This is a genomic window from Neobacillus notoginsengisoli, assembly GCF_003515685.1.
In the GTDB taxonomy this organism is placed as follows: Bacteria; Bacillota; Bacilli; order Bacillales; family Cytobacillaceae; genus Bacillus_D; species Bacillus_D notoginsengisoli.
This window is the reverse complement of the sequence record NZ_QWEG01000005.1, coordinates 234,802-254,942: the sequence shown is the minus strand read 5'-3', so window position 1 is coordinate 254,942 and position 20,141 is coordinate 234,802. Positions and strand designations below refer to the sequence as shown.

Annotated in this window: 21 protein-coding genes; 3 read left to right on the top strand and 18 right to left on the bottom strand. The window is 43.0% G+C overall.

Annotated features, from left to right (window positions below):
* Nucleotides 1-101 precede the first annotated feature (101 nt).
* The 14 genes from D1B31_RS09775 to D1B31_RS09710 all read right to left on the bottom strand — a co-directional run bounded on the left by D1B31_RS09775 (nt 102) and on the right by D1B31_RS09710 (nt 13,683).
* Nucleotides 102-1,310 (bottom strand): GerMN domain-containing protein, encoded by a 1,209-nt coding sequence (locus D1B31_RS09775; protein ID WP_118920587.1) that lies wholly within the window; start codon nt 1,308-1,310, stop codon nt 102-104.
* Complete coding sequence (gene sigX / locus D1B31_RS09770) at nt 1,285-1,860, bottom strand: RNA polymerase sigma factor SigX (RefSeq protein ID WP_275670714.1); 576 nt, start codon at nt 1,858-1,860, stop codon at nt 1,285-1,287. Before sigX ends, D1B31_RS09775 begins: the two co-directional genes overlap by 26 nt.
* Before the next feature lie 212 nt (nt 1,861-2,072).
* A complete protein-coding gene (locus tag D1B31_RS09765; RefSeq protein WP_118920585.1) occupies nt 2,073-3,851 on the bottom strand; it encodes an ATP-binding protein in 1,779 nt (592 codons plus the stop codon).
* Nucleotides 3,848-4,564 carry a response regulator gene (locus tag D1B31_RS09760; protein ID WP_118920584.1) on the bottom strand — a complete coding sequence of 239 codons (717 nt, stop codon included), beginning with the start codon at nt 4,562-4,564 and terminating at the stop codon, nt 3,848-3,850. The genes D1B31_RS09765 and D1B31_RS09760 overlap by 4 nt, the downstream gene beginning before the upstream one ends.
* A 129-nt stretch (nt 4,565-4,693) precedes the next feature.
* Complete coding sequence (gene ccsB / locus D1B31_RS09755) at nt 4,694-5,860, bottom strand: c-type cytochrome biogenesis protein CcsB (RefSeq protein WP_118920583.1); 1,167 nt, start codon at nt 5,858-5,860, stop codon at nt 4,694-4,696.
* Nucleotides 5,841-7,496, bottom strand: a complete 1,656-nt coding sequence (resB, locus tag D1B31_RS09750; protein WP_118920582.1) for a cytochrome c biogenesis protein ResB — start codon at nt 7,494-7,496, stop codon at nt 5,841-5,843. The genes ccsB and resB overlap by 20 nt, the downstream gene beginning before the upstream one ends.
* A gap of 22 nt (nt 7,497-7,518) precedes the next feature.
* Complete coding sequence (resA, locus tag D1B31_RS09745) at nt 7,519-8,043, bottom strand: thiol-disulfide oxidoreductase ResA (RefSeq protein ID WP_118920581.1); 525 nt, start codon at nt 8,041-8,043, stop codon at nt 7,519-7,521.
* Nucleotides 8,044-8,135: 92 nt separating this feature from the next.
* The gene (locus tag D1B31_RS09740; protein ID WP_118920580.1) at nt 8,136-8,873 is read right to left on the bottom strand and encodes a pseudouridine synthase; all 738 of its coding nucleotides are present in this window, start codon (nt 8,871-8,873) and stop codon (nt 8,136-8,138) included.
* Nucleotides 8,874-9,429: 556 nt separating this feature from the next.
* Nucleotides 9,430-9,957 carry a spore maturation protein gene (locus D1B31_RS09735; protein WP_118920579.1) on the bottom strand — a complete coding sequence of 176 codons (528 nt, stop codon included), beginning with the start codon at nt 9,955-9,957 and terminating at the stop codon, nt 9,430-9,432.
* A 4-nt stretch (nt 9,958-9,961) separates the two neighbouring features.
* Nucleotides 9,962-10,549, bottom strand: a complete 588-nt coding sequence (locus D1B31_RS09730) for a nucleoside recognition domain-containing protein (protein WP_118920578.1) — start codon at nt 10,547-10,549, stop codon at nt 9,962-9,964.
* The gene (locus D1B31_RS09725) at nt 10,542-11,693 is read right to left on the bottom strand and encodes a D-alanyl-D-alanine carboxypeptidase family protein (protein WP_118920577.1); all 1,152 of its coding nucleotides are present in this window, start codon (nt 11,691-11,693) and stop codon (nt 10,542-10,544) included. The genes D1B31_RS09730 and D1B31_RS09725 overlap by 8 nt, the downstream gene beginning before the upstream one ends.
* A gap of 164 nt (nt 11,694-11,857) precedes the next feature.
* On the bottom strand, nt 11,858-12,277 hold the full coding sequence (locus tag D1B31_RS09720; RefSeq protein ID WP_118920576.1) for a hypothetical protein: 420 nt from the start codon (nt 12,275-12,277) through the stop codon (nt 11,858-11,860).
* A gap of 67 nt (nt 12,278-12,344) precedes the next feature.
* A complete protein-coding gene (gene scpB / locus D1B31_RS09715) occupies nt 12,345-12,923 on the bottom strand; it encodes an SMC-Scp complex subunit ScpB (RefSeq protein ID WP_118920575.1) in 579 nt (192 codons plus the stop codon).
* Entirely contained in the window at nt 12,910-13,683 is a 774-nt protein-coding gene (locus D1B31_RS09710; protein ID WP_118920574.1) for a segregation/condensation protein A, read from the bottom strand. Before D1B31_RS09710 ends, scpB begins: the two co-directional genes overlap by 14 nt.
* Before the next feature lie 235 nt (nt 13,684-13,918).
* On the opposite strand from D1B31_RS09710, the gene D1B31_RS09705 reads away from it, so the two are divergent.
* Together D1B31_RS09705 and D1B31_RS09700 are read left to right on the top strand one after the other, a co-directional pair.
* Nucleotides 13,919-14,011, top strand: coding sequence for a YjcZ family sporulation protein (locus tag D1B31_RS09705; protein ID WP_118920573.1), 93 nt, complete (start codon nt 13,919-13,921; stop codon nt 14,009-14,011).
* Between the two features lie 106 nt (nt 14,012-14,117).
* The gene (locus D1B31_RS09700) at nt 14,118-14,678 is read left to right on the top strand and encodes a DUF309 domain-containing protein (protein WP_118920572.1); all 561 of its coding nucleotides are present in this window, start codon (nt 14,118-14,120) and stop codon (nt 14,676-14,678) included.
* Here D1B31_RS09700 and D1B31_RS09695 read toward each other — a convergent pair.
* Entirely contained in the window at nt 14,675-15,043 is a 369-nt protein-coding gene (locus D1B31_RS09695) for a GNAT family N-acetyltransferase (protein ID WP_118920571.1), read from the bottom strand. The genes D1B31_RS09700 and D1B31_RS09695 overlap by 4 nt on opposite strands.
* A 431-nt stretch (nt 15,044-15,474) precedes the next feature.
* Between D1B31_RS09695 and D1B31_RS09690 the strand changes: the two genes are divergently transcribed.
* Nucleotides 15,475-16,338: a DUF1002 domain-containing protein gene (locus D1B31_RS09690; RefSeq protein ID WP_118920570.1), complete on the top strand. Its 864-nt coding sequence runs from the start codon at nt 15,475-15,477 to the stop codon at nt 16,336-16,338.
* Between the two features lie 261 nt (nt 16,339-16,599).
* Here the strand turns inward: D1B31_RS09690 and lysA are convergent, their stop codons facing one another.
* From lysA to spoVAEA, 3 genes are all read right to left on the bottom strand, one after another.
* Nucleotides 16,600-17,934, bottom strand: coding sequence for a diaminopimelate decarboxylase (gene lysA / locus D1B31_RS09680; RefSeq protein ID WP_118920568.1), 1,335 nt, complete (start codon nt 17,932-17,934; stop codon nt 16,600-16,602).
* 161 nt (nt 17,935-18,095) lie between these two features.
* A complete protein-coding gene (locus D1B31_RS09675) occupies nt 18,096-19,574 on the bottom strand; it encodes a spore germination protein (RefSeq protein ID WP_118920567.1) in 1,479 nt (492 codons plus the stop codon).
* Nucleotides 19,561-20,130, bottom strand: a complete 570-nt coding sequence (gene spoVAEA / locus D1B31_RS09670) for a stage V sporulation protein SpoVABEA (RefSeq protein ID WP_118920566.1) — start codon at nt 20,128-20,130, stop codon at nt 19,561-19,563. The genes D1B31_RS09675 and spoVAEA overlap by 14 nt, the downstream gene beginning before the upstream one ends.
* Between the last annotated feature and the right edge of the window lie 11 nt (nt 20,131-20,141).

Sequence of the window (20,141 nt, the reverse complement as noted above, 5' to 3'; positions counted from 1 at the left end):
GAACCCCCATTTGCATATTTGTTATAATTTGGAGCAGCAACGAGTCTTATTCGTTTTTCAAGAATTTTGCATAAAAAAACCTGCCGGGATGGCAGGTTTTGTTAATTTTCAATATTTTTTTTATTTGGGCCATCTGGAACTTTATTTTCAGTTTCCAAGTTAAAAGGACCAAGTTTTTCAATTGGCGGATTCTCAAGTTTTACTGCTTTATAGCCAAATTCCTTGGCAGTGAGAAGGACTGCCTCGTATGAATACAACGATTTTAAATCATTATGAATGCCGGCATCCTTTGCCAGATAGATAGTAAGTACTTCACCCTCAGATGCGACTTTCACTAACCGGAATTCAGGCTGCAGGGAAGGTTTAAGCAGGTTTTCATTCTCGATTCCGCTCTTCATGGCATTCAGGGCATCATCGATTTTTTTAAATTCTTTATTAGAAGGAACCATATAAGGGGTTTCTTGTCCATTTTGATAGACGAACATATAAGCTCTGTTTTTCGGCTTTTTAACGGCTTCCTCTTTCAGTTCGCCAGTATTTCCGAGCACTATACCCGGCTGTCCATCTGTTGCAAATTTAATTTTCCTTATTTCGCTGTTGGAACTGACACTTCCTTTTAAAGAATCAAGAAAAATCTTTTCCTGCGTACTGCCATTTCCGTAGGTATGTCCGGCAGGAACATTAACAACAAGCGTGTCATTTCCTTCCAAGGCAAGTTCGGCATCACTAGGAAATCCCTCTAACAAATCAGGTTCATTTTTTTGCAAACCCGCTATCGCAACACTGAGAAAATCTAGCCAGTTCTTACCTTCCTCTTTTGGAACGACTACACTGACTGGGATGACAAAATTCGCATTCTGCTCTGGCACCCACAGCGTTACCGCTTCATGATCTCCAAGTTCTTCTTCATATACGGCTGTAGCAGATTTTTCAAAGAGATCCGCATCTCCTTCATTATTTAAAGCAATTTTCACTTCATCTGCTTTATCATGATCCGCCTGCTGTTTCTTTTGCTCCTGCTCCGCATCACCGGAACCGGCACCATTTGAAGATTTGATATTTTCCCGGTCTTCAATAGCTATTTCCTTTTCAGGATTTGAATTGAATAGCCCAGGAGAAACGAGTATCAGGGCTAGCATCACAGCAGCGGCGGCAGCAAAACTAGGAATCATCCACGTTCTTTTACGTTGTTTCTTCAATTTAAGGGAAACATTCTGATAAATTTCCCGCGGGTTGCGATTGTCGGTCACCTGTGGCAGTACCTTTATGAAATCTTCAACCTCTTTATCGCTCCACCCTCGCTTTTTCATCCTTAAATCCCTCCGTTTCAAAAAGCAACTCCATTTGAGCCTTTAGAACTTTAATAGCCCTGTGCTGTGTCGTTTTTACCTTACTCTCAGACCATCCAAGAACTTTGGCTGTCTCAGCAATTGATAAGTCATGCAGGAATCTCATAATGATGACCGCGCGCTGGTCAACTGTACACAAATCAAGGCTTTTAAACATCCCTTGTACTTCTTCTCTTTGAATGGCTATTTCATCAGGCAAAGGCTGGTGATCCTTTACTTGAGCTGTGCTCCAGTCGAATTTTTCCAGCAACTTCTGTTTCCAGCCTTTTTGTTTACGAAAATGGTCAATGGCTACATTTCTAGCAATTGAGAATAGCCAGGTTTTTTCACTGCTCTTCCCTTCAAAACGGGAGTAGGATTTCAATACCCTTATATAAACCTCCTGTACCAAGTCTTCTGCCTGTTCCTTACTGCGAACCATGTAAAAAAGGAATTGAAACACATCCTGGTGGTAGTTTTCGTAAAGTTCAGTAAAAACGGAGTCCATACCCTTTTTTCCTCCCCGTTCAATATTTTAGACGCACGATATCCTCAAAAGTTACACTATTAAATATAGTCCGTTTTGTTACAAAAATAAAGGAAAATATTACAAAACGATTTCATTTCTATTTTTCGGGTTGACAATACTAGAGGAATGCCAATAAAAAAGCCGCTCTTTTACAAGAGGGCGGAAAAATGTTTCGCATGTAACAAGATTTTTAGTCACCAATCATGGCTATTTTCTTATTTTCGAGGAATAAAGAAGGAAAATGTCGTACCTTGGCCTTCTTTGCTCTGGGCTGAAATATGCCCCTTATGGGCTTCAATAATGTTCTTGGCGATGGCGAGCCCAAGGCCTGTCCCAGCTCTTCCGCGTGTACGCGCTTTATCAGCTTTATAAAATCTTTCAAAAATAAATGGCAAATCCTCTTCAGGAATTCCTGAGCCTGAGTCTGCAACCTGGACTAGGAGGCCTTTCTCATCCCCTGTGGCAACTACCTTGACGGTCCCGTCTTTTGGAGTATGCCTCATTGCGTTATCAATCAAATTGGTTAACACTTGTTCAATCCGATCGGCATCAAGGGAAATTCTATACTCTGAAGGATTTGTTTCAGCCGACAGATAGACCTCATTGTCCTTTGCCATCCCTTGAAACTTCCGGATAATCCTCGAAATGTATGAAGGTAAATTTACTTCATCGACATTCAAATGTATATGGCCAGCTTCCAATCTTGATAGATCCAGCAACTCATTTACGAGCCTCCCCATCCTAAGGGATTCATCATAGATGACTTTAGCCATTTCCTTTTTTTCTTCATCAGTTCCTGCAATGTCATCAATTATTGCTTCACTATATCCCTGGAGCATAGAAATTGGCGTCCTCAATTCATGCGAAACGTTTGCGATGAAATCTTTACGAAGTTTATCGAGTTTCCGTTCCTCTGTCATATCTCTAAGAACCGCGACCGCACCGCGTATAAACTTTGAACTGTACAGAGGAGAAACGAGGATGACCCAGTGCCTGCCCAGCAAGGACAGTTCACCAACTTGTTCCTTCTCAGTATCAACAGCCAGTTTAAACAATTCCATGACCTTAGAAGGAATCTCCTCCGACTTGACAGATTGGTTTCCATTTTCATAATACCAATACTGTAAAAATCGATCGGCAGGTGGATTGGTAATCAGGATCGTTCCATCCCGGTTAAAGGTAATGACACCATCTGCCATTGAACTAAGAATACTCGCAAGCTGTTCTTTTTCCTGGTTTAGCGCATTCATATTAAATTTTAGCTGTCTGCCCATCTGGTTGAATGCAGTGGCAAGCTCACCTATTTCATCAGTGGTGAGAATTGGCACTTTTGTATCAAACTTTCCCCTTGCCACTTCAAAAGCCGCTTCCCTCATTTTTCTGAGCGGAGCAGTGATTCGTGTAGAAAGAAAAAAGGCGAATATCGTGGTGAGAACAATAGCGACTCCCGCCACCAGAAGAATGAACTTAGTAGCAGAACGGGTCGTTTTTTGTACGACTTCAATAGATTGGTAAATAAAAACAGCTCCATTATCGTGGCCTGTAATTTTCAAAGGAACACCGATAATGGAATAGTTTACGCCCTCCTGACCCGTCCTAGGGGAGAGATTGGAAACTTTCTCAACAGTCTCTCCTTTTCTCAATACGATCGACAGATCGGGGTCATTGTATATATCAGTAAGCTTTAGAGTTTCTTGATCATTCGAATTGGGAGAGTAGTAAACCTCGGTAGGGCTTTTGACGATAACCGCCCTTGTGGAATTATCAAGTATCTCGAATGAGATTTCTATTCCAAGCGAGGTGTCCTCATGCTCATGCTGTTCAAGCACATAAGCAATTTTCTCCGCTGTATGTGTTAAATTATCTCTTGTTTCCTTCATGCTGTAATTCTCAAAAAACTCAAGCAGCATGACAGTAAGAATAAACAGCACAAAGGAAACTAGCAAGAGGATGGTAAACCAAAGTTTACCTACTACGCTTCGTAACAGAATCATTCATTCACGACCTCAAACTTGTAACCCACTCCCCATACAGTGACAATCATACGGGCAGCCTGTTCGGATACTTTATTTAGTTTTTCACGAAGGCGCTTTACATGTGTATCAACCGTCCTAAGGTCACCGAAGAATTCATAATGCCAAACTTCCTTTAGCAACTGCTCCCTGTCAAACACTTTATCAGGGGATTTGGCCAGGAAATAAAGCAGTTCATATTCTTTCGGGGTAAGACTGACTTCTTTGCCATCGGCAGTGACCCGATGAGCGTCGTTATCAATCGTCAAATGAGGAAAGACAATTACATCCTTCGTCGTTGTGTCCGTTTGCAAATAGCTCGTTTGGGACGAGCGTCTGAGAAGTGCTTTCACCCTGAGTACAACTTCTCTTGGACTGAAAGGCTTTACTATATAATCATCAGTTCCTACTTCAAAGCCCTGGACACGGTTGACTTCTTCACCTTTGGCTGTCAGCATGATGACTGGGGTTGCTTTCTTTTCCCTCAGCTCACGGCAGACTTCAATGCCATCCTTTCCAGGCATCATCAAATCCAGCAAAATAACATCATAGTCATTGTCCATCGCTTTGGCAAGTGCTTCATTTCCATCCTCAGCCTCATCAATCAGGAACTCTTCTCTCTCAAGATACATTTTCAAAAGCCTGCGGATACGCTCCTCATCATCAACTACAAGAATTTTAACGTCTTTTTCCATTAATAATTCCCCCCATGCAAATAGTTTATAAAATCAATTAATTATTGACCAACTTAATCAGCCTCTGCATTTGCATGCGGGGCTCTTGTAGATAAGTTGTTTGAAAGCCGATACCCACTAAGCACTTTTTTAAGATCCGGCGTATGAATGGAGTCCAGCTATTACGAGATTGACAGCAATTAGGTTAAACATAATGATAACAAATCCGACGACTGCAAGCCACGCTGATTTTTCGCCGTGCCATCCTTTTGAAAGCCTTAAATGAAGGAAAGCAGCGTAAAACAGCCATGTAATGAGTGCCCAAACTTCCTTCGGATCCCATCCCCAAAACCTTGTCCATGCAATTTGGGCCCATATCATAGCGAATATCAGGCCTCCAAGTGTGAAAACCGGAAAGCCGATCAGAACAGATCTGTAACTGATTTCATCGACCAAGTCCAAGTTAATATTGCGGACGAGCGGTTGAAGCAATGCTGAAATCCGTTTGCGCGTCACTAGCCGGATTAGCCCGTACAATAAACTTCCGCCAATTAGCGCCCAAATAACTGTGTTCAATTTTTTCGCATTGATGATCGCCGGCATTTCAACCAATGGTTTGATTTTGCCTTCTGTAATCATTTCACCATCATGAGGGCCGGTTATTGCCGGCAAATGGTATTCAGCCACCGCGCTTTCTCCTGCTTTGTCCACCCAGTTAAATTTCGCCTCATATCCGGCGGCAGAGAACCCGACAGAAACGGCAATAAATCCAAGGACACACACGATGGAGAACATAACTGTCTCAAGCCAAAATGTCCTTTTAGTAGATTTTGATTGATCGATAACTCTTAGCAGGTAAATCAGCGCAGCTGCAAAACTTACCGCAAGTATCGCTTCACCCAGTGCTACGGTAATGACATGGATATGGAGCCAGTCGCTTCTTAGAGCCGGAATTAACGGGCTGATGTCACGAGGAAACATACTCGCATAGGCAATAATCAACAATGCTACAGGCATTGTGAATAATCCAAGTAAAGGGGTTTTATAAATAAAATAGATTAAAATAAATGCGCCTACAAGAGCCATACCAAAAAAAGTGGTAAATTCAAACAAGTTACTAACTGGCGCGTGGCCCGCTGCAATCCACCGTGTAATAAAATACCCGAGTTGGGCCAGAAAACCTGCAATTGAAGTTCCAATTGCAAGTATTCTCCACTTACTTTTTTCTCCTGTTTTAATCGATCCGCCAAATAATAGCGTAGCAATCAAATATAAAATGAACGCTATATAAAGCAAATTACTGCTCAGTTCCGCCAAGGTCTGCCTCTCCTTCCGTTTTATCGCCCTGAAGCTGGTCATCAGGAAGAGAAATTCTAGTATTCTCTAAAATATGGCCTATTTCACGTTTAAGGCCGTGCCAATTTTTATTTGTATGAGCCGCGACCCATACATCCCCATCTCTCACCTGAAGCCAGATTCTCCGGTGATTCCAATAGGAACCCTGGATAACACCTATCATGAAAATGAGGCCGCCGAGACTAATCAGCCACAGCGTCCTGTCCTTTCTGACAGTCAGCGCGGTTACATTTCTCGTTTCCGCCGCTTTAAATTCCATTTTATATTTATTAGTTCCTTCTGGCTCAATGGTTTGTCTTATGGCGGCAAAGCTGACCTCACCATCCGGTTTATCAGGGGTTTTCATTTTAAAGACAAATGCCGGATTATTTGGGATACGTGATTTCGTAATCGGCTCCCCGTTTTCCCCAAACTCAAAATCGGGGTAATATCCGAGAATCTGGACAGAGTAACCTTTGCCAAGATCATATTTTTTTTCAGGCTCATATAAATTTACTTTTATATCGCCATATGACTGTTTTGTTTGTTTATCGGTTAATGAAAAGGACATGCTGCTAAGTTCGTCAAGTTTGTAACTAGACTGATACAAGGCAAAGCCCTCGAATTTCAAAGGTTCGTTCACTTTAATCTCATAATCTTTTACTTTTTCCAATTTCGCTTCTTCTCCCGGAAGCGAGTCAGACGATTTTTTATATAATATTACATTTGATTGGAAGTTTTTAGCGACAGTCCCTGCCCGTTCCAGAGCCTGCTTAAATACTTCGTCATCTTTGTCCTTATCATATAGTTCAAGGATGAACTGTTTGTTTTCCAGGTAATATTGACTGTCTGTACCCGGAATTTCCGCCGTTTCCCCCTCCCGAACCCATAGGATCTTGTCTAGATACATCCCCGGAACGAAGCGGAGCATGCCTCCGATTAAGAAGATGATTAGCCCAACGTGGTTCACATATGGACCCCATCTTGAGAACCTGCCCTTTTCAGCAAGCAGGTTTCCATTTTCTTCGCGGACATGATATTTTTTTGAAAGTAGCCTCTTTCTCACTTCATCTGTTACTTCAGGTTTAGCAACATCCTCGGTAATCCCAAAAACCCTTTGTCTTTTCAGGAATCCGTCATTCCTAATCACTCGTTGCGCTTTCAGGGCTCTATATAATGGAATCACCCGGTCAAGACTGCAGATAACAAGGGAAATCCCGATCATTGCAATGAGGATCAAGTACCACCAGGAGCTGTACAGGTTATGAAAACCAAGCTGGTAATACATTTCCCCAAGCCAGCCATACTGGTCTGCATAATATTCTTCAGCAGGCATCACCGGGGGGATATACATTTCCTGTGGAAAAATTGTCCCGACAGCAGATGCAACTAACGTAATAATAATAAGCCAAATCCCGACTTTGACCGAAGAGAAAAAGTTCCATATTTTATCAACGATTGTTTTGTTGTAAGTTTGCGAGCGGCGGGAGCTTCCTTCATACCGCATATCATGAAGCTTTTCAGAAGCAGCCGACTCTTCAAGTGCTTTTCCGCACGCTTCACAAAGTACAGTGCCATGTGGATTTACATGACCGCACTCACACTTTACATCCTTCATTATAAAAACTCCCTAATTTCATTTAAGGTTCTATACTCTCCATAAATTGCTTTACCGCTTGTTCCGTAAGTTGGCCTGTATGGTACCTGACAATTTTCCCCTCTTTGTTTACAAGGAAAGTTGCCGGCAGCTGGCCGACACCGTAAGCATTCATCACTTGCCTGTCCTTATCAAGAACAATTGGAAAGCTGAGTTGATACTTGTCGGAAAAAGCCTGGACTGCAAGGTTTGATTCACCAATATTAACTGCGAGAACTTGGACGCCTCTATCTTTAAATTGTTTATATTGATTATTCATATAAGGCATTTCCTTTTCACATGGTTTGCACCACGTTCCCCAGAAGTTAAGAAAAACGCCTTGCCCCTTGTAATCGGAGAGCCTGTGTTTCGTTCCGTCCAAATCCATCAGAACAAAATCAGGCGCGATTTCACCTACTCCGGCACGGGATCGCTTTTCTTTTGTAAGACTCGCATACAATGTATAAGCAACCGCTGCAGCCAGAAGAACTAAAATAACTGTTCTAATTGCCAATCGCTTTTTCTTCATTTCCTTTCCCCCAAATTCAACGCAATGTTCTGCTAAATTATAACACTTTTCAACATAGTCACATTGTAAACGCCATAGTAATTGTGACGTTTTTATGACTTTTTACTGTTCGACTGCATGGCCAGCGCCCTTAGCTGCTTGACTTCGTGGGGAGTCAGTTCCCGCATTTCACCTGGTCTCAAGTTTCCAAGTGTCAGGAATGCATATCGTTCGCGCTTTAATTTGCTGACCGGATAGCCAATAGCATCGAACATTCTCCTTACCTGCCTATTCCTTCCTTCATGTATGGACATCTCAATAATGGCTGTTTGCTTTTTTCTCTCGCTTGAAAGCAGCTTTACTCTCGCAGGAGCCGTTTTCCCGTCTTCGAGCTTGATTCCACGTTCGAGTTTCCTCAAATCTTCCCGTTGAGGTATGCCTTCTGTTTTGGCAACATATACTTTTTCTATTTCACTCCTTGGATGCATGAGTAAATTTGCGAAATCACCGTCGTTTGTCAGCAACAGCAGGCCTGATGTATCGTAGTCCAGCCTTCCAACTGGAAAGATTCTTTCTTTGATCTCAGGAAAAAAATCAGTAACGGCCTTCCTGCCTTTTTCATCCTTCACTGTTGAAATGACACCTCTGGGCTTATAAAAAAGCAGGTATACCGGTTCTTCGCGCTCTATCTGAATTTCATTTACCTCTACTCTATCATTGGGTGAAACTTTCGTCCCAAGTTCCGTCACGACCTTGCCGTTAACTTTAACCTTTCCTTCTCTAATCAGGTCTTCCGCTTTTCTTCTTGACGCGATACCGGCCTGGGCAATTACCTTTTGCAGTCTTTCCATTTCTGCCACCTCAGTTAATTGGTTCATAATTATGTTGAAATTGTTTTCTAATGAATTATGACACAATTATGCCTAATTTCAAAGTATCAGAGCCTTTTTGCATAAACCACCCAGCCTTCCCGGTGTTTTCCTGTCAAGAAAAAAAATCCGCCCTTGATGGATGAGGGCGGATTTTCTATTCTATATAAAACCAACTTAATTTTCGTACATTGCCGTTGATCTGCGCTTCACAATGGAAAGCTTCTGAGAATTATCATCGCAGGGACAGGCGGCTTTTGCCTGTCACGAGGCACTTCGCTTTCCGCGGGGCGTCAGTGGAGCCTCCTCGGCGCTATGGCGCCTGTGGGGTCTCCACCTTGCCGCTTCATCCCGCAGGACAAATAGCTTCCTCGAATGGGCTTTGCACGAAGGAAATGCGATAGCACAAGGAAAGCTTCCGTGAATTGGCCTCGCAGGAATTATGCGATAGCATAATTCACGATTTTCGAGGAGTCTTCGTGCCTTCAGCTCCAATCAACTAATGTTCTATTCTTTAATTTAGCCTATATAGATATTTTTAAAAAATAAGGATGGCGGCGACGATGGCGACGATGATGCCAAATACATCTGCCAGAAGCCCTACCTTGAGGGCGTCTCCCATTTTCCTGATGCCGACTGATCCGAAATAAACAGTCAGCACGTAGAAGGTTGTGTCTGTGCTTCCTTGCAAAATGGAAGCAAGCCTTCCGGCGAACGAGTCGGGACCATAAACAGCGATAATATCACTTGTCATTCCAAGAGCCGCGGTTCCGGAAATCGGCCGAATCAGGGCGAGCGGAACAATCTCTGGCGGAATGCCGGCTTCAGCCAGCCACGGTCTGATCCAGCCTGTAAGAGCATCCAATGCACCTGAAGCCCGAAAGATGGAGACCGAAACGAGCATGCCTACAAGGAAGGGGATAATCGAAACAGCTATTTTAATTCCCTCTTTGCCGCCATCTACGAAACTCTCATAAGTAGGTACCTTTTTAAAGGTACCCACTAAAAGAATGGCTGCTATAGTCAAAGGGATAAACCAAAGTGAAATGTCAGCAATGATTCCCATGCATTCACCCCTTGCGGCTTCTCCGCCAGAAATAGTACCTATCTATTGCGACCGCGCCGATTGCCGAGAGGAGTGTCACGATGAGCGTTGGAACGACGATTTCTGCCGGTGACACCGAATGATAATTCATCCGAATCGCAATGACAGTGGTCGGCAAAATGGTTACACTCGCCGTATTAATAGCGAGAAAGGTAACCATTGAGCGGCTTGCCATGTCTTTTTTTTTATTTAAATGCTGCAATTGTTCCATGGCTTTGAGCCCAAGCGGTGTAGCGGCATTCCCTAGACCGAACATATTGGCAATTATGTTCGAGAGGATGTACCCCATGGCAGGATGATTTTCTGGCACCTCAGGGAAAAGAGGTTTTACGATCGGTTTAAATAATTTAGCCAGCCCTTTAAGGATGCCCGCTTCTTCTGCAATTCTCATCATGCCCAGCCAGAAAACAAGGATGCTGATGAGGCCGATGCATAATGTTACAGCGTCCTTCGCTCCTTGGAAAATGGCCTGGTTTACTTCGTGCATCGTACCATTAAACATCGCAAAAACAATCCCGATTACGGTAAGAAAAACCCAAATATAATTAACCATTGCCTTTTATGCCAATCGCAAGTGTTATGAAATGCTTAAATTCATCTAGATAACCTGTTTTTCTATTTTTTTTTGGGTTGAAATAAACCGGCACCGTTTTAATAGCACGTCCATCCAATAAGATAATCGCTTTTCCTGCCAATGCACCTTGCTTTTTTGAGCCTCCTGGAAATTTGTTTTCTGTTGGTTCTAAAAGCTTATAATCTATTGTCAGCTTACTTTCTTCTCCGCTCGTCACAGGATATAAAACTGGGCTGTCAATATATAACTCCCCATCTTTATAGGGCTGTTTTTGAAAATCCAGTTTTCCCTTTGGAAGAATTTCAGCCATCCTGAAGCTAGCAAATCCTGATTCGAACAGTTGAATATGGTCATTCCAGTCATCCGGCGCATTAAGGGTCACTGCAATTAATTCCATGTCCCCTTTTTTTGCAGTCGTAACTAAGGTTCGTTTTGCCCGTTTTGTATAGCCGGTTTTTCCACCTGTACAAAAACGATACATAGAGAGCAGCCTGTTTTTATTTCTCCATTCCCTGTCCCAGTTTTCTTCAGGATCGGGGAAATGGTGAACCTTTGTTCCTGCAATTTTTTTATACTCATCATTTCCCATCGCGTATCTAGTCAACAGTGCCATATCATATGCTGTTGAAAAATGTTTTTCTTTATTGTCCAGCCCATGAGGATTCGAAAAATACGTATTCAGCATGCCAATTTCAGCTGCTTTTTGGTTCATCAAAAAAGCAAATCCTTCTTCGCTTCCTCCCACATACTCTGCAATTGCAGCTGCTGCATCATTTCCTGAACGAAGCATTAACCCATATACGAGATCTTTTAGTTTAATTTTTTCCCCCGGCTTTAGATAGATTGAAGATCCTTCCGTTCTTACTGCCCGTTCAGTGACCAGTACTTCTTTTTCCATTTTTCCTGATTCAATCGCTAGAATAGCAGTCATTATTTTAGTAATGCTGGCAATCCTCATTGGCGTGTGGGCCTGCTTTTCAAATAAAACTCGGCCCGTTTTTTGTTCCATTAAAACAGCCGCCCTTCCGCTTACCGAAAGGTTTGAAGACGCTTTGGCAGGGACAGCGCCCATGATTAAGGCCAGACTGAGAAGCCAAAGAATAGAATGAAGTAACTTTTTCATCGAGGGCTCGGTCTCCTTCTTTTATTTGTACAAGTTTATGCTTTTTCGCTTTCAATATGACCGAAACCCTGACATGTAAACACTTCTCATCCAAAAAAAATCACGGAAGCCAGGCCTCCGCGATGTTAATCTATCGTCATCATATTATTTCTGTTCTGACAGCTTTACTTGTGCTGCAGCACAAACTCAAGCGGGGACTGCATATCATAACTTCCTTTTGTCTCAAGTGATTGGAAGATTTCCGGGATTTTCGCAAAATCGATACCGTTAAAAAAGGCAGCGAATTCTTTTTGCGTATGTACATAAAGGCGCTTTCTGCTCCGGAGGCCCGGATTTTTTATCATGCAGACAAGCGCGACAATATCCTTAAAATAAATGTCTTTGCCATCGGCCTGAAAAAGCGGGTCTTTTTCAAAAGGGACGAACTGAGAAAAGTTCTCATCAAAATAGCGCAAGTATAAAACATGCAGTGTTTTTTCAACACCCTCGTCGATAAAGGTTAACTCGCTTCTGTTAAAGAAATCCTCCGACGTGTTGGATTTTTCTTTTTCAAGCTCATATCCGGTGCATTTTTTGATAATCATAGCAAACTCCCCTCTCTTTAGTTTGAATATAAAGTCATTTTGGAATAGGCCCTATAAAAACATCCAATTATAATTCCTGGAATTTCCCAAAAAACAGGTCTGCTTCTTCCTGAATGAATTCATCTTCATTTTTTTCCGGCAATGGCGGCAGCTCTTTAAGGCTCTTCAACCCAAAGTAATCAAGGAATTCTTTCGTCGTGCCATATAGATAAGCCCTGCCTGACCCTTCCGCCCTGCTTGCTTCTTTAATTAAAGCTCTTCCCATTAGTGTTTGTAGGGCCCTCTCGGTTTTCACGCCGCGGATCTCCTCAATTTCAGCCCTCGTTATTGGCTGCCTATAGGCAATGATGGCCAATGTTTCCAAAGCTGCCTGAGACAGATTGGAGGATTCAGGTGATTCTACAAGCTTCCTTAAAAAAGGCGCATTACCCTTTTTTGTAGCAAGCTGAACTGTTCCCGCCAGCAAAATAACCATAAGCCCCCTGTTTTCATCTTGGTCAAACCTTGATTTAAGTTCTTCAATTAGTGATGAAGCCTTCTGTTCGTCAACCTCCAAAGCACCGGCAATCTGCTTGATGGAAAGCCCTTCATCCCCAGCAGCAAATAATAAGCTCTCCAAGATGCTGAAATAATTAATAGTATCCAACCGCTGCTGCTCCTCTCTGTACCGGAATGACCTGGATTCCCCCGAAATTCTCGGTCTGCTGTGCAATGATTTCGTTCCGCTTCATTAGCTCAAGTACAGCCAGGAACGTTACGACAATGTACTCCTTTTCCGGATAAGGAAAGAGTTCATTAAAATCAACAACATCCGTTCGATTTTTCAATAGATCAATAATTTCTTCCATTCTCTTTTCAATAGAAATTTCCTGGCGGGCAATTTTAGTGGCAAGAGGCTTTTTCAGTCTCTTCCTTCTCATCAATTTTTGAAAAGCACCAAGCATATCATATAGTGATGCAGATGGTCCGGCAGTTTTCGGACCCGCCTTTCCCTTGGATAATTCGGATAAATCACTCGGGGCCTTCGTATAAATAAGGCTGCGCTCTTCCTCCAGACTTTTTAAATCAATTGCGGCTTCTTTATACTTTCTGTATTCAATCAGCCTTTCAACAAGTTCGGAACGCGGATCGGCTTCATAGTCGCTTTCAAACCCCTCATCAAACAATTCCTCTTCCTGTTTAGGAAGGAGCATGTTACTTTTTATCGCCAAAAGAGTTGCCGCCATGACTAAATATTCGCTGGCCAGGTCAAGCTTAAGTTCTTTCATCGTATGGATATAGAGAAGATACTGCTCAGTTATTTGCGCTACCGGGATATCGTAAATGTCGATTTCAAGTGTGTTGATTAGATGGAGCAGCAAATCCAAAGGACCTTCAAATGTATCAATTTTCACATTATATTGCATATCTTATTCACCAAAGTTCTGCTTTTTTTCGTAGGCTACTCTTAGTATAGAGGATTGAATCAGGTTATTCCAACAAGAAATTAACGGGTTCAGGTTGAAAAACGCTTGTTTTTGCTGCCTTGTGCCCTTCTTTCAATCGATATCGAGCTAACTAGGTCATCCGCCCAGACATTTAGGTCCCTTCCTTCATACCATGTATGGAAAATAGATACGAAACGAATTGGAGGTTTTATAAATGAGTGGTGGACGTTTTGGATTTGGAGGGGGCTTTGCTTTAATCGTCGTCTTGTTTATTCTGTTGGTCATTGTTGGTGCATCCTGGTATTAGGAACCGATAATTTAGACTGTTGTAGCCCGCAATTAGACTTGCGGGCTTCCAGCTGTTTCCTATGGTAAACTTATTAATGAAATAATCTATTTTACCGGAGGAATACATGTACCCTAAAAGCTATGTAGACTATCTGGTCCATTTCCATGGTGACCGGGATTATTTTGAATGCCACGAAATTCTCGAAGATTACTGGAAGGACCATGAGCCTGGCAATAAGAACTCCATCTGGGCCGCATTCATTCAACTTGCTGTCGGCTGTTATCATTACCGGAGGGGTAACGCTCCGGGGGCTCAAAGGACGCTTCATAAAGCATTGGCCATTTTTCATGGGCAAAAAAAGAAGCTGGACAGCTTGGGCATCCATACAGATGAACTGCTGTCAGAACTAGAGGAATTCATATCCTCTTTGTCGGCAGGCCGGGCTTATAAAAGTTTTATCATTCCCATCAAAGACCCTAAACTGAAAGAACTGTGCTTAGATGCCTGTGTTGAAAAAGGTTTTAACTGGTGTAGAAGTGACTATTTCCCCACAGAAGCCATAATAGACCGCCATAAAACACGGGATCGTACCTCAGTGATCGAGGAAAGGGAAATGGCATTAAAGAGGAAAAATCAGATACAGGAACTGGGGAATAAACAAAAAGAAAGTGCGGGGAATGATTAACATTCACTTCCTGCACTTTCTTCTTCTGCGCACTTTTCAAAAAATGGAGCGGTGACTTCATTCGCATCAATCGTCTTTTCAGGGAACATTTCACGGATTGACAGCACCATATTCCGCCCAACTCCTTGCCTGCGATGCGAAGGATTCACCGAAATATGCTGAATCTCGGCCACGTTTTCGCTCGTATGAACAATCCCGATGAGGCCAATGATATCCTCTTCCTTCCAGAGAAAAAGCTGCCATGCTTCATCGGTTTCATATTGCTTCATGGATTGTTGCAATTTCTTAATATCTTTTTCGCCGGGCATGAATGACATTAGGCCCATAGCAATTTTCTCAAACTGTTTTTTATAGCGAATTAACATTTTGATCCCTCATTATTGTAATAAGCCCATCCATATAAAGAATGGCTACATGACTATTATATGTTAACCTTACATAGAAGTTACGCTATCAACCATCATACAGAATTTAAAACGACGGGGCAAGAGCTTAGTTATTCATATCGCACGTGTATGTATTCAACAATCCAGGGGAATTGGTTTTAAACAATGAATAACCAGTAAATGATCCCCCATCCTAACGCTATAGCGACTAAGATGGCGAGCAGTAGCAAATTGCTTTTGTCCTGCAAAGGAGACTGCACCTCCAGGTGATAATGGATGCCAATGCAGAACATTCTACACTATATCGGTTAAATTATCTACACTATTGCCAACTCGCGCTAACTTGATACAATGAAAACAGGTAAAACTTCATGTTATATAGAAAAATCAGTTTTTACATGGGAGGAACTATGAAAAAAATATTAAGCCTATTCCTTGCTGCAAGCATGGTCTTTATTCCTGGCCGCGCTTTCGCCGATTTGGCCGAGGGAGATATGATTGTTACTTTAGGGGAAAACCTAACCGAAGCTCAAAAAGCCGAGTTATTGAAGGAAATGGAGGCACCTGGCGATGTGCAGGTAATCACAGTCAGCAATAAAGAAGAACATCAATACTTAGGAAAATATGTCCCGAAAGCCATGATTGGTACAAGGGCGATTTCCTCCTCGGCGACAACAGTGAGCAAGAAGGATACAGGCCTGACTGTCAAAACAAAAAATATTACTTGGGTAACAGACGAAATGTATTTAAATGCCCTGATGACGGCCGGTGTAAAGGATGCAAATATCTATATTACTGCTCCTATCCCTGTTTCCGGAACAGCGGCCCTGACCGGGATTATCAAGGCATATGAAATTTCAGCAGATGAAACCATTCCAGAGGAAATTAAGCAGGCTGCAAATGAAGAAATGGTCGAAACGGCCAAGCTAGGAGACTCCATCGGCAAAGAAAATGCAGCCGCCCTAATTGCAAAGGTAAAACAGGAAATTGCAAAAGACAAACCAAAGAATGAAGCCGAAATGAAATCTGTCATCGAACAAGCTGCAAAAGACTTAAAAGTAGACCTGACAAATGAAGAACTTCAATCACTGACAGCTCTATTCAATAAGCTTAAGGATTTAAATATTGACTGGAACCAGGTAGGCGACCAATTAAACAAGGCAAAAGACAAGTTTTCCAAATTTCTCGAGTCCGAGGAAGGAAAAGGAATTTTGGCCAGTCTAAAAAAATTCTTCACAAGTATAGCCGACGCAATCCGCAGCTTCTTCGAGTAGGCCTGTTTAAATAGGTTGAACTAAAGAGTTATGCTTAGTGATTGGAGCGGAAGGCACGAAGACTCCTCGAAAATGCTACGCATTTCCTTCGTGTAATGCCTATTCGAGGAAGCTGTTTGTCCTGCGGGATGTAGCGGCAAGGTGGAGACCCCGCAGGCGCTAAAGCGCCGAGGAGGCTTCACTGACGCCCCGCGGAAAGCGAAGTGCCTGGAGCGCAAATCAACAACGTTTTTGCAAAAACTTATAAAAAACGAAGCTGCCCTATTTACGGGCAGCTTCTCTGTTATTTGTTGTAACATACGGCAAATCATATTGAAGTAAATCTTCATAGGTTTCTCTTTTAACAACAAGGGTTGCCTGTCCATTTTCTACAAATACGACGGCTGGTCTTGGAAGCCGGTTATAATTGTTGGCCATTGAATATCCATAGGCACCTGTACAAAATACAGCCAGCACTTCATCGTGGCCGGACTCCGGCAGCGGCAAATCCCAAATGAGCATATCCCCTGATTCGCAGCATTTGCCTGCAATTGAAACTGTTTCCTGCGGCTCAGCCAAAGGACGGCTTGCTAAAACAGCCTCATATTTAGCCTGGTAAAGCGCGGGCCTGATATTATCAGTCATTCCTCCATCTACAGCCAGATACTTCCTGACCCCAGGCACGTCCTTACGGGAGCCGGTTTTGTATAAGGTAATCCCCGCGTCCCCGACAAGTGAGCGGCCTGGCTCAATCCATATTTCAGGCATATCAAGAGCATACATGGCGGTGAGGATCTTCACTTCGCTTATTATCTCATTTACATAATGGGCTGGAGGAAGAGGTTTATCCTCATCCGTATATCTAATTCCAAAACCACCGCCCAAATTTAGAACTTTCGTTTTATAGGCAAGTTTATCTTTCCATTCCGCCAGTTTTCCAACAATTTTCCTGGCTGCCAGGAGGAACCCTGTTGTTTCAAATATTTGGGAACCGATATGGCAATGGACGCCCAGCACATTTAAGAAAGGGCACTCCAGTGATGAGCTTAATGCTTGCTCAGCCTGGCCGTTTTGCAAGTCAAAGCCGAACTTTGAATCTTCTTGTCCGGTCAGGATATAGTCGTGTGTATGGGCTTCAATTCCTGGAGTTACCCTTAAAAGAATGCCCACAGTTCTCCTTTTGCTTCCGCAAATTTCTTTCAGCATTTCAAGCTCGTGAAAGTTGTCCACAACGATACAGCCAATACCATAACTTACAGCCATTTCAAGCTCTTCTCTGCTTTTGTTATTCCCATGGAAGTGGATTTTTTCCATCGGAAAGCCAGCAGCTTTAGCTGTATACAGCTCTCCTCCTGACACAACGTCAAGGGAAAGGCCTTCCTCAGCCGCAAGCTGAATCATTGCAATGGTAGAGAAGGCTTTGCTCGCATAGGCGACCTGGGCTTTAACTCCTTGCTCATCGAACTCACGTTTAAATCCTCTTGCCCTTTCCCTGATCAATGCAACATCATACACATAGAGCGGAGTTCCATATTCCTCCGCAAGTTCTATTGCGTCCAATCCGCCTATTTCCAGGTTTCCCGCCTGGTTGACCCCGATTGTTCCATAAAAGTGCATATAATCCCTCTCCCTGTTAAGAATCGCATCAAGTAAAGTGTCATATGGATATTCGGGATAAAGAAAAAAGACAGGCCCCAGGATGGTTCTGTCTGATAAAGATTCCCGTCCCTTTTAATTAAAAATACTTTACCATAGCATGTGCCAATCCGCAATAATCGTTATTTGGCAGACTGGCGGGTGCGGTTGTCCGCCTTCATAATTTTTGGTCGGAGAATGGATCCCGGGACAGCCCTTCTAATTAAGATCTGCATACAAGCCTTTGGTTCAAACGGGACAAAAGGCCAAAAGTAAGGCGTACCAAACGTTTTTATTTGGATAAGAAACAATAAATAAATTGTCGTGGCTATGACAAAGCCAGGGGTATGAAAAATAGCAACGACTATTAACAGCATGAATCTGACTATTTTATTCGCGACACTCAGCTCATAGCTAGGCGTTGTAAAAGTTCCTATCCCAGAAACGGCAACATAAAGGATGACCTCTGGAACGAACAGACCAACATCTATAGCAATTTGGCCAATCAGTATCGCAGCAATTAAACCCATGGCGGTTGATAAAGGGGTTGGCGTATGGATTGCAGCGATTCTCAAAAATTCAATGCCCAAGTCCGCAAGCAAAAGCTGTACAAAGATCGGAATGCTGCTTTTTTCATTTGGGCCGATATAGGATAGGTGTTCAGGCAGCATCCCCGGTTCAACAACAAATAAGTACCATAACGGCAGCAGGACAATGGAAGATAGTATTCCCAGAAACCTGCACCAGCGGACAAATGTTCCGACGGCTGGTGACTGCCTGTATTCCTCAGCATGCTGTACGTGATGGAAATAGGTTGCAGGCGTAATAATAACGCTCGGTGAAGTGTCTACGTAAATCAAAACATGTCCCTCCAAAAGATGAACAGATGCAACATCCGCGCGTTCTGTATACCTTACAAGGGGATATGGATTGAAACCTTGCCTTACAATAAATTCTTCAATCGTTTTATCCGCCATCGGTAAGCCATCCACTTTTATGCCTTCCAGCTCTTTGCGAATGCTTGAAACAAGCAGTGGATTTGCGACGTTTTCAATATAGCCGATGGCGATATCTGTTTTGGATCTTTTCCCTACATGAATTAATTCAAAGCGGAGACGCTCATCCCGAATCCGCCTTCTTGTCAGCGCAGTATTAAGAATAATATTTTCAACAAAACCATCCCTTGATCCTCTGACCACTTTCTCAGTATCGGGTTCTTGGGGTTGCCTCCCAGGATATCCCCTCGTGTCGACCGAGAGCCCAATTCCTTCTCCCTCCATCACGAAAACAATCAGGCCGGATAGAACAGACAGAACAAGTTTTTCCATCGTATAGAGTTTTTCCACTGATTGATGGGCCAAATTTTGTTCAAGATAGCCCATTATTCCTGTCGCTAGCTTCCCGTTTGAATGTGATTCATTTAGTTCCTCTAGGATCTCTATAATAAAAGCGGTTTCACATAGGCCGTTCACATAGTAAAAATGGACATCTTTTCGAAGGATTTTGAGCTTTCTTACCCCTAGGTCGAAGCTTTTCCCGAGCCCCGCGCGTTCCTTCATATAGTTTTCAATTTCTGTTAAAGACTTTGGAAGCAGCTTTTTATTTTCCTCATTTCCTATCATAATAACCGCTCCTTTCAAGAATAAGCTTGGCCGCTTTTTTTGTAATAGGGGCACCGTACTCGTAATGGTCCTTCCGAGCCATTTTTCCTATATCCCCAATTCCCACAATAATCGGCACTTTCAGGCTGTCCAGACAGTAGACCGTATCGCCATTAATTCTTCCGGTTTCAAACTCTTGTATCCCGAATTTATCCACTCCCCTTGAGGTCAATTCTCCCTCCCTATCAATACACACATCCACCTTGGTCCATTCCAAGTGGTGTGCGTTAGAGGCAACGGCTATTACGCCCAGTACCTCTATATCAGGATGGCCGGCTACATATTTCAAGGCTGTTTCTCCGGGCCCTTCCCCGGCCTGGCCGCTATCGTCAAACATGACAAAGACAGGATCGTTTTTCGCCATTTTAATTAATCGGACTATTTCTGGCCCACTAAGCACGGATGGATTCCCCGCAGAAAGGGAAATGGCCCGCCCTCCGATTTCTTCAGCCACACATTCCACAGCCCGTTTTGCATAGTCATCGCCATCGGTAACGAGAATAACCCGCCTAGTCATGAAGCAAGATC

Coding starts and splice junctions, on each gene's coding strand:
- D1B31_RS09690 (WP_118920570.1), top strand. CDS start 15,475: ATGAAAAAAATATTAAGCCTATTCCTTGCTGCAAGCATGGTCTTTATT.
- D1B31_RS09735 (WP_118920579.1), bottom strand. CDS start 9,957: ATGGGAATCATTGCTGACATTTCACTTTGGTTTATCCCTTTGACTATA.
- D1B31_RS09775 (WP_118920587.1), bottom strand. CDS start 1,310: ATGAAAAAGCGAGGGTGGAGCGATAAAGAGGTTGAAGATTTCATAAAG.
- spoVAEA (WP_118920566.1), bottom strand. CDS start 20,130: ATGACTAGGCGGGTTATTCTCGTTACCGATGGCGATGACTATGCAAAA.
- D1B31_RS09730 (WP_118920578.1), bottom strand. CDS start 10,549: ATGGTTAATTATATTTGGGTTTTTCTTACCGTAATCGGGATTGTTTTT.
- D1B31_RS09710 (WP_118920574.1), bottom strand. CDS start 13,683: ATGCAATATAATGTGAAAATTGATACATTTGAAGGTCCTTTGGATTTG.
- D1B31_RS09760 (WP_118920584.1), bottom strand. CDS start 4,564: ATGGAAAAAGACGTTAAAATTCTTGTAGTTGATGATGAGGAGCGTATC.
- D1B31_RS09740 (WP_118920580.1), bottom strand. CDS start 8,873: ATGGAAAGACTGCAAAAGGTAATTGCCCAGGCCGGTATCGCGTCAAGA.
- resA (WP_118920581.1), bottom strand. CDS start 8,043: ATGAAGAAAAAGCGATTGGCAATTAGAACAGTTATTTTAGTTCTTCTG.
- lysA (WP_118920568.1), bottom strand. CDS start 17,934: ATGCACTTTTATGGAACAATCGGGGTCAACCAGGCGGGAAACCTGGAA.
- resB (WP_118920582.1), bottom strand. CDS start 7,496: ATGAAGGATGTAAAGTGTGAGTGCGGTCATGTAAATCCACATGGCACT.
- D1B31_RS09675 (WP_118920567.1), bottom strand. CDS start 19,574: ATGATAGGAAATGAGGAAAATAAAAAGCTGCTTCCAAAGTCTTTAACA.
- D1B31_RS09700 (WP_118920572.1), top strand. CDS start 14,118: ATGTACCCTAAAAGCTATGTAGACTATCTGGTCCATTTCCATGGTGAC.
- D1B31_RS09725 (WP_118920577.1), bottom strand. CDS start 11,693: ATGAAAAAGTTACTTCATTCTATTCTTTGGCTTCTCAGTCTGGCCTTA.
- D1B31_RS09720 (WP_118920576.1), bottom strand. CDS start 12,277: ATGATTATCAAAAAATGCACCGGATATGAGCTTGAAAAAGAAAAATCC.
- D1B31_RS09765 (WP_118920585.1), bottom strand. CDS start 3,851: ATGATTCTGTTACGAAGCGTAGTAGGTAAACTTTGGTTTACCATCCTC.
- D1B31_RS09705 (WP_118920573.1), top strand. CDS start 13,919: ATGAGTGGTGGACGTTTTGGATTTGGAGGGGGCTTTGCTTTAATCGTC.
- D1B31_RS09695 (WP_118920571.1), bottom strand. CDS start 15,043: ATGTTAATTCGCTATAAAAAACAGTTTGAGAAAATTGCTATGGGCCTA.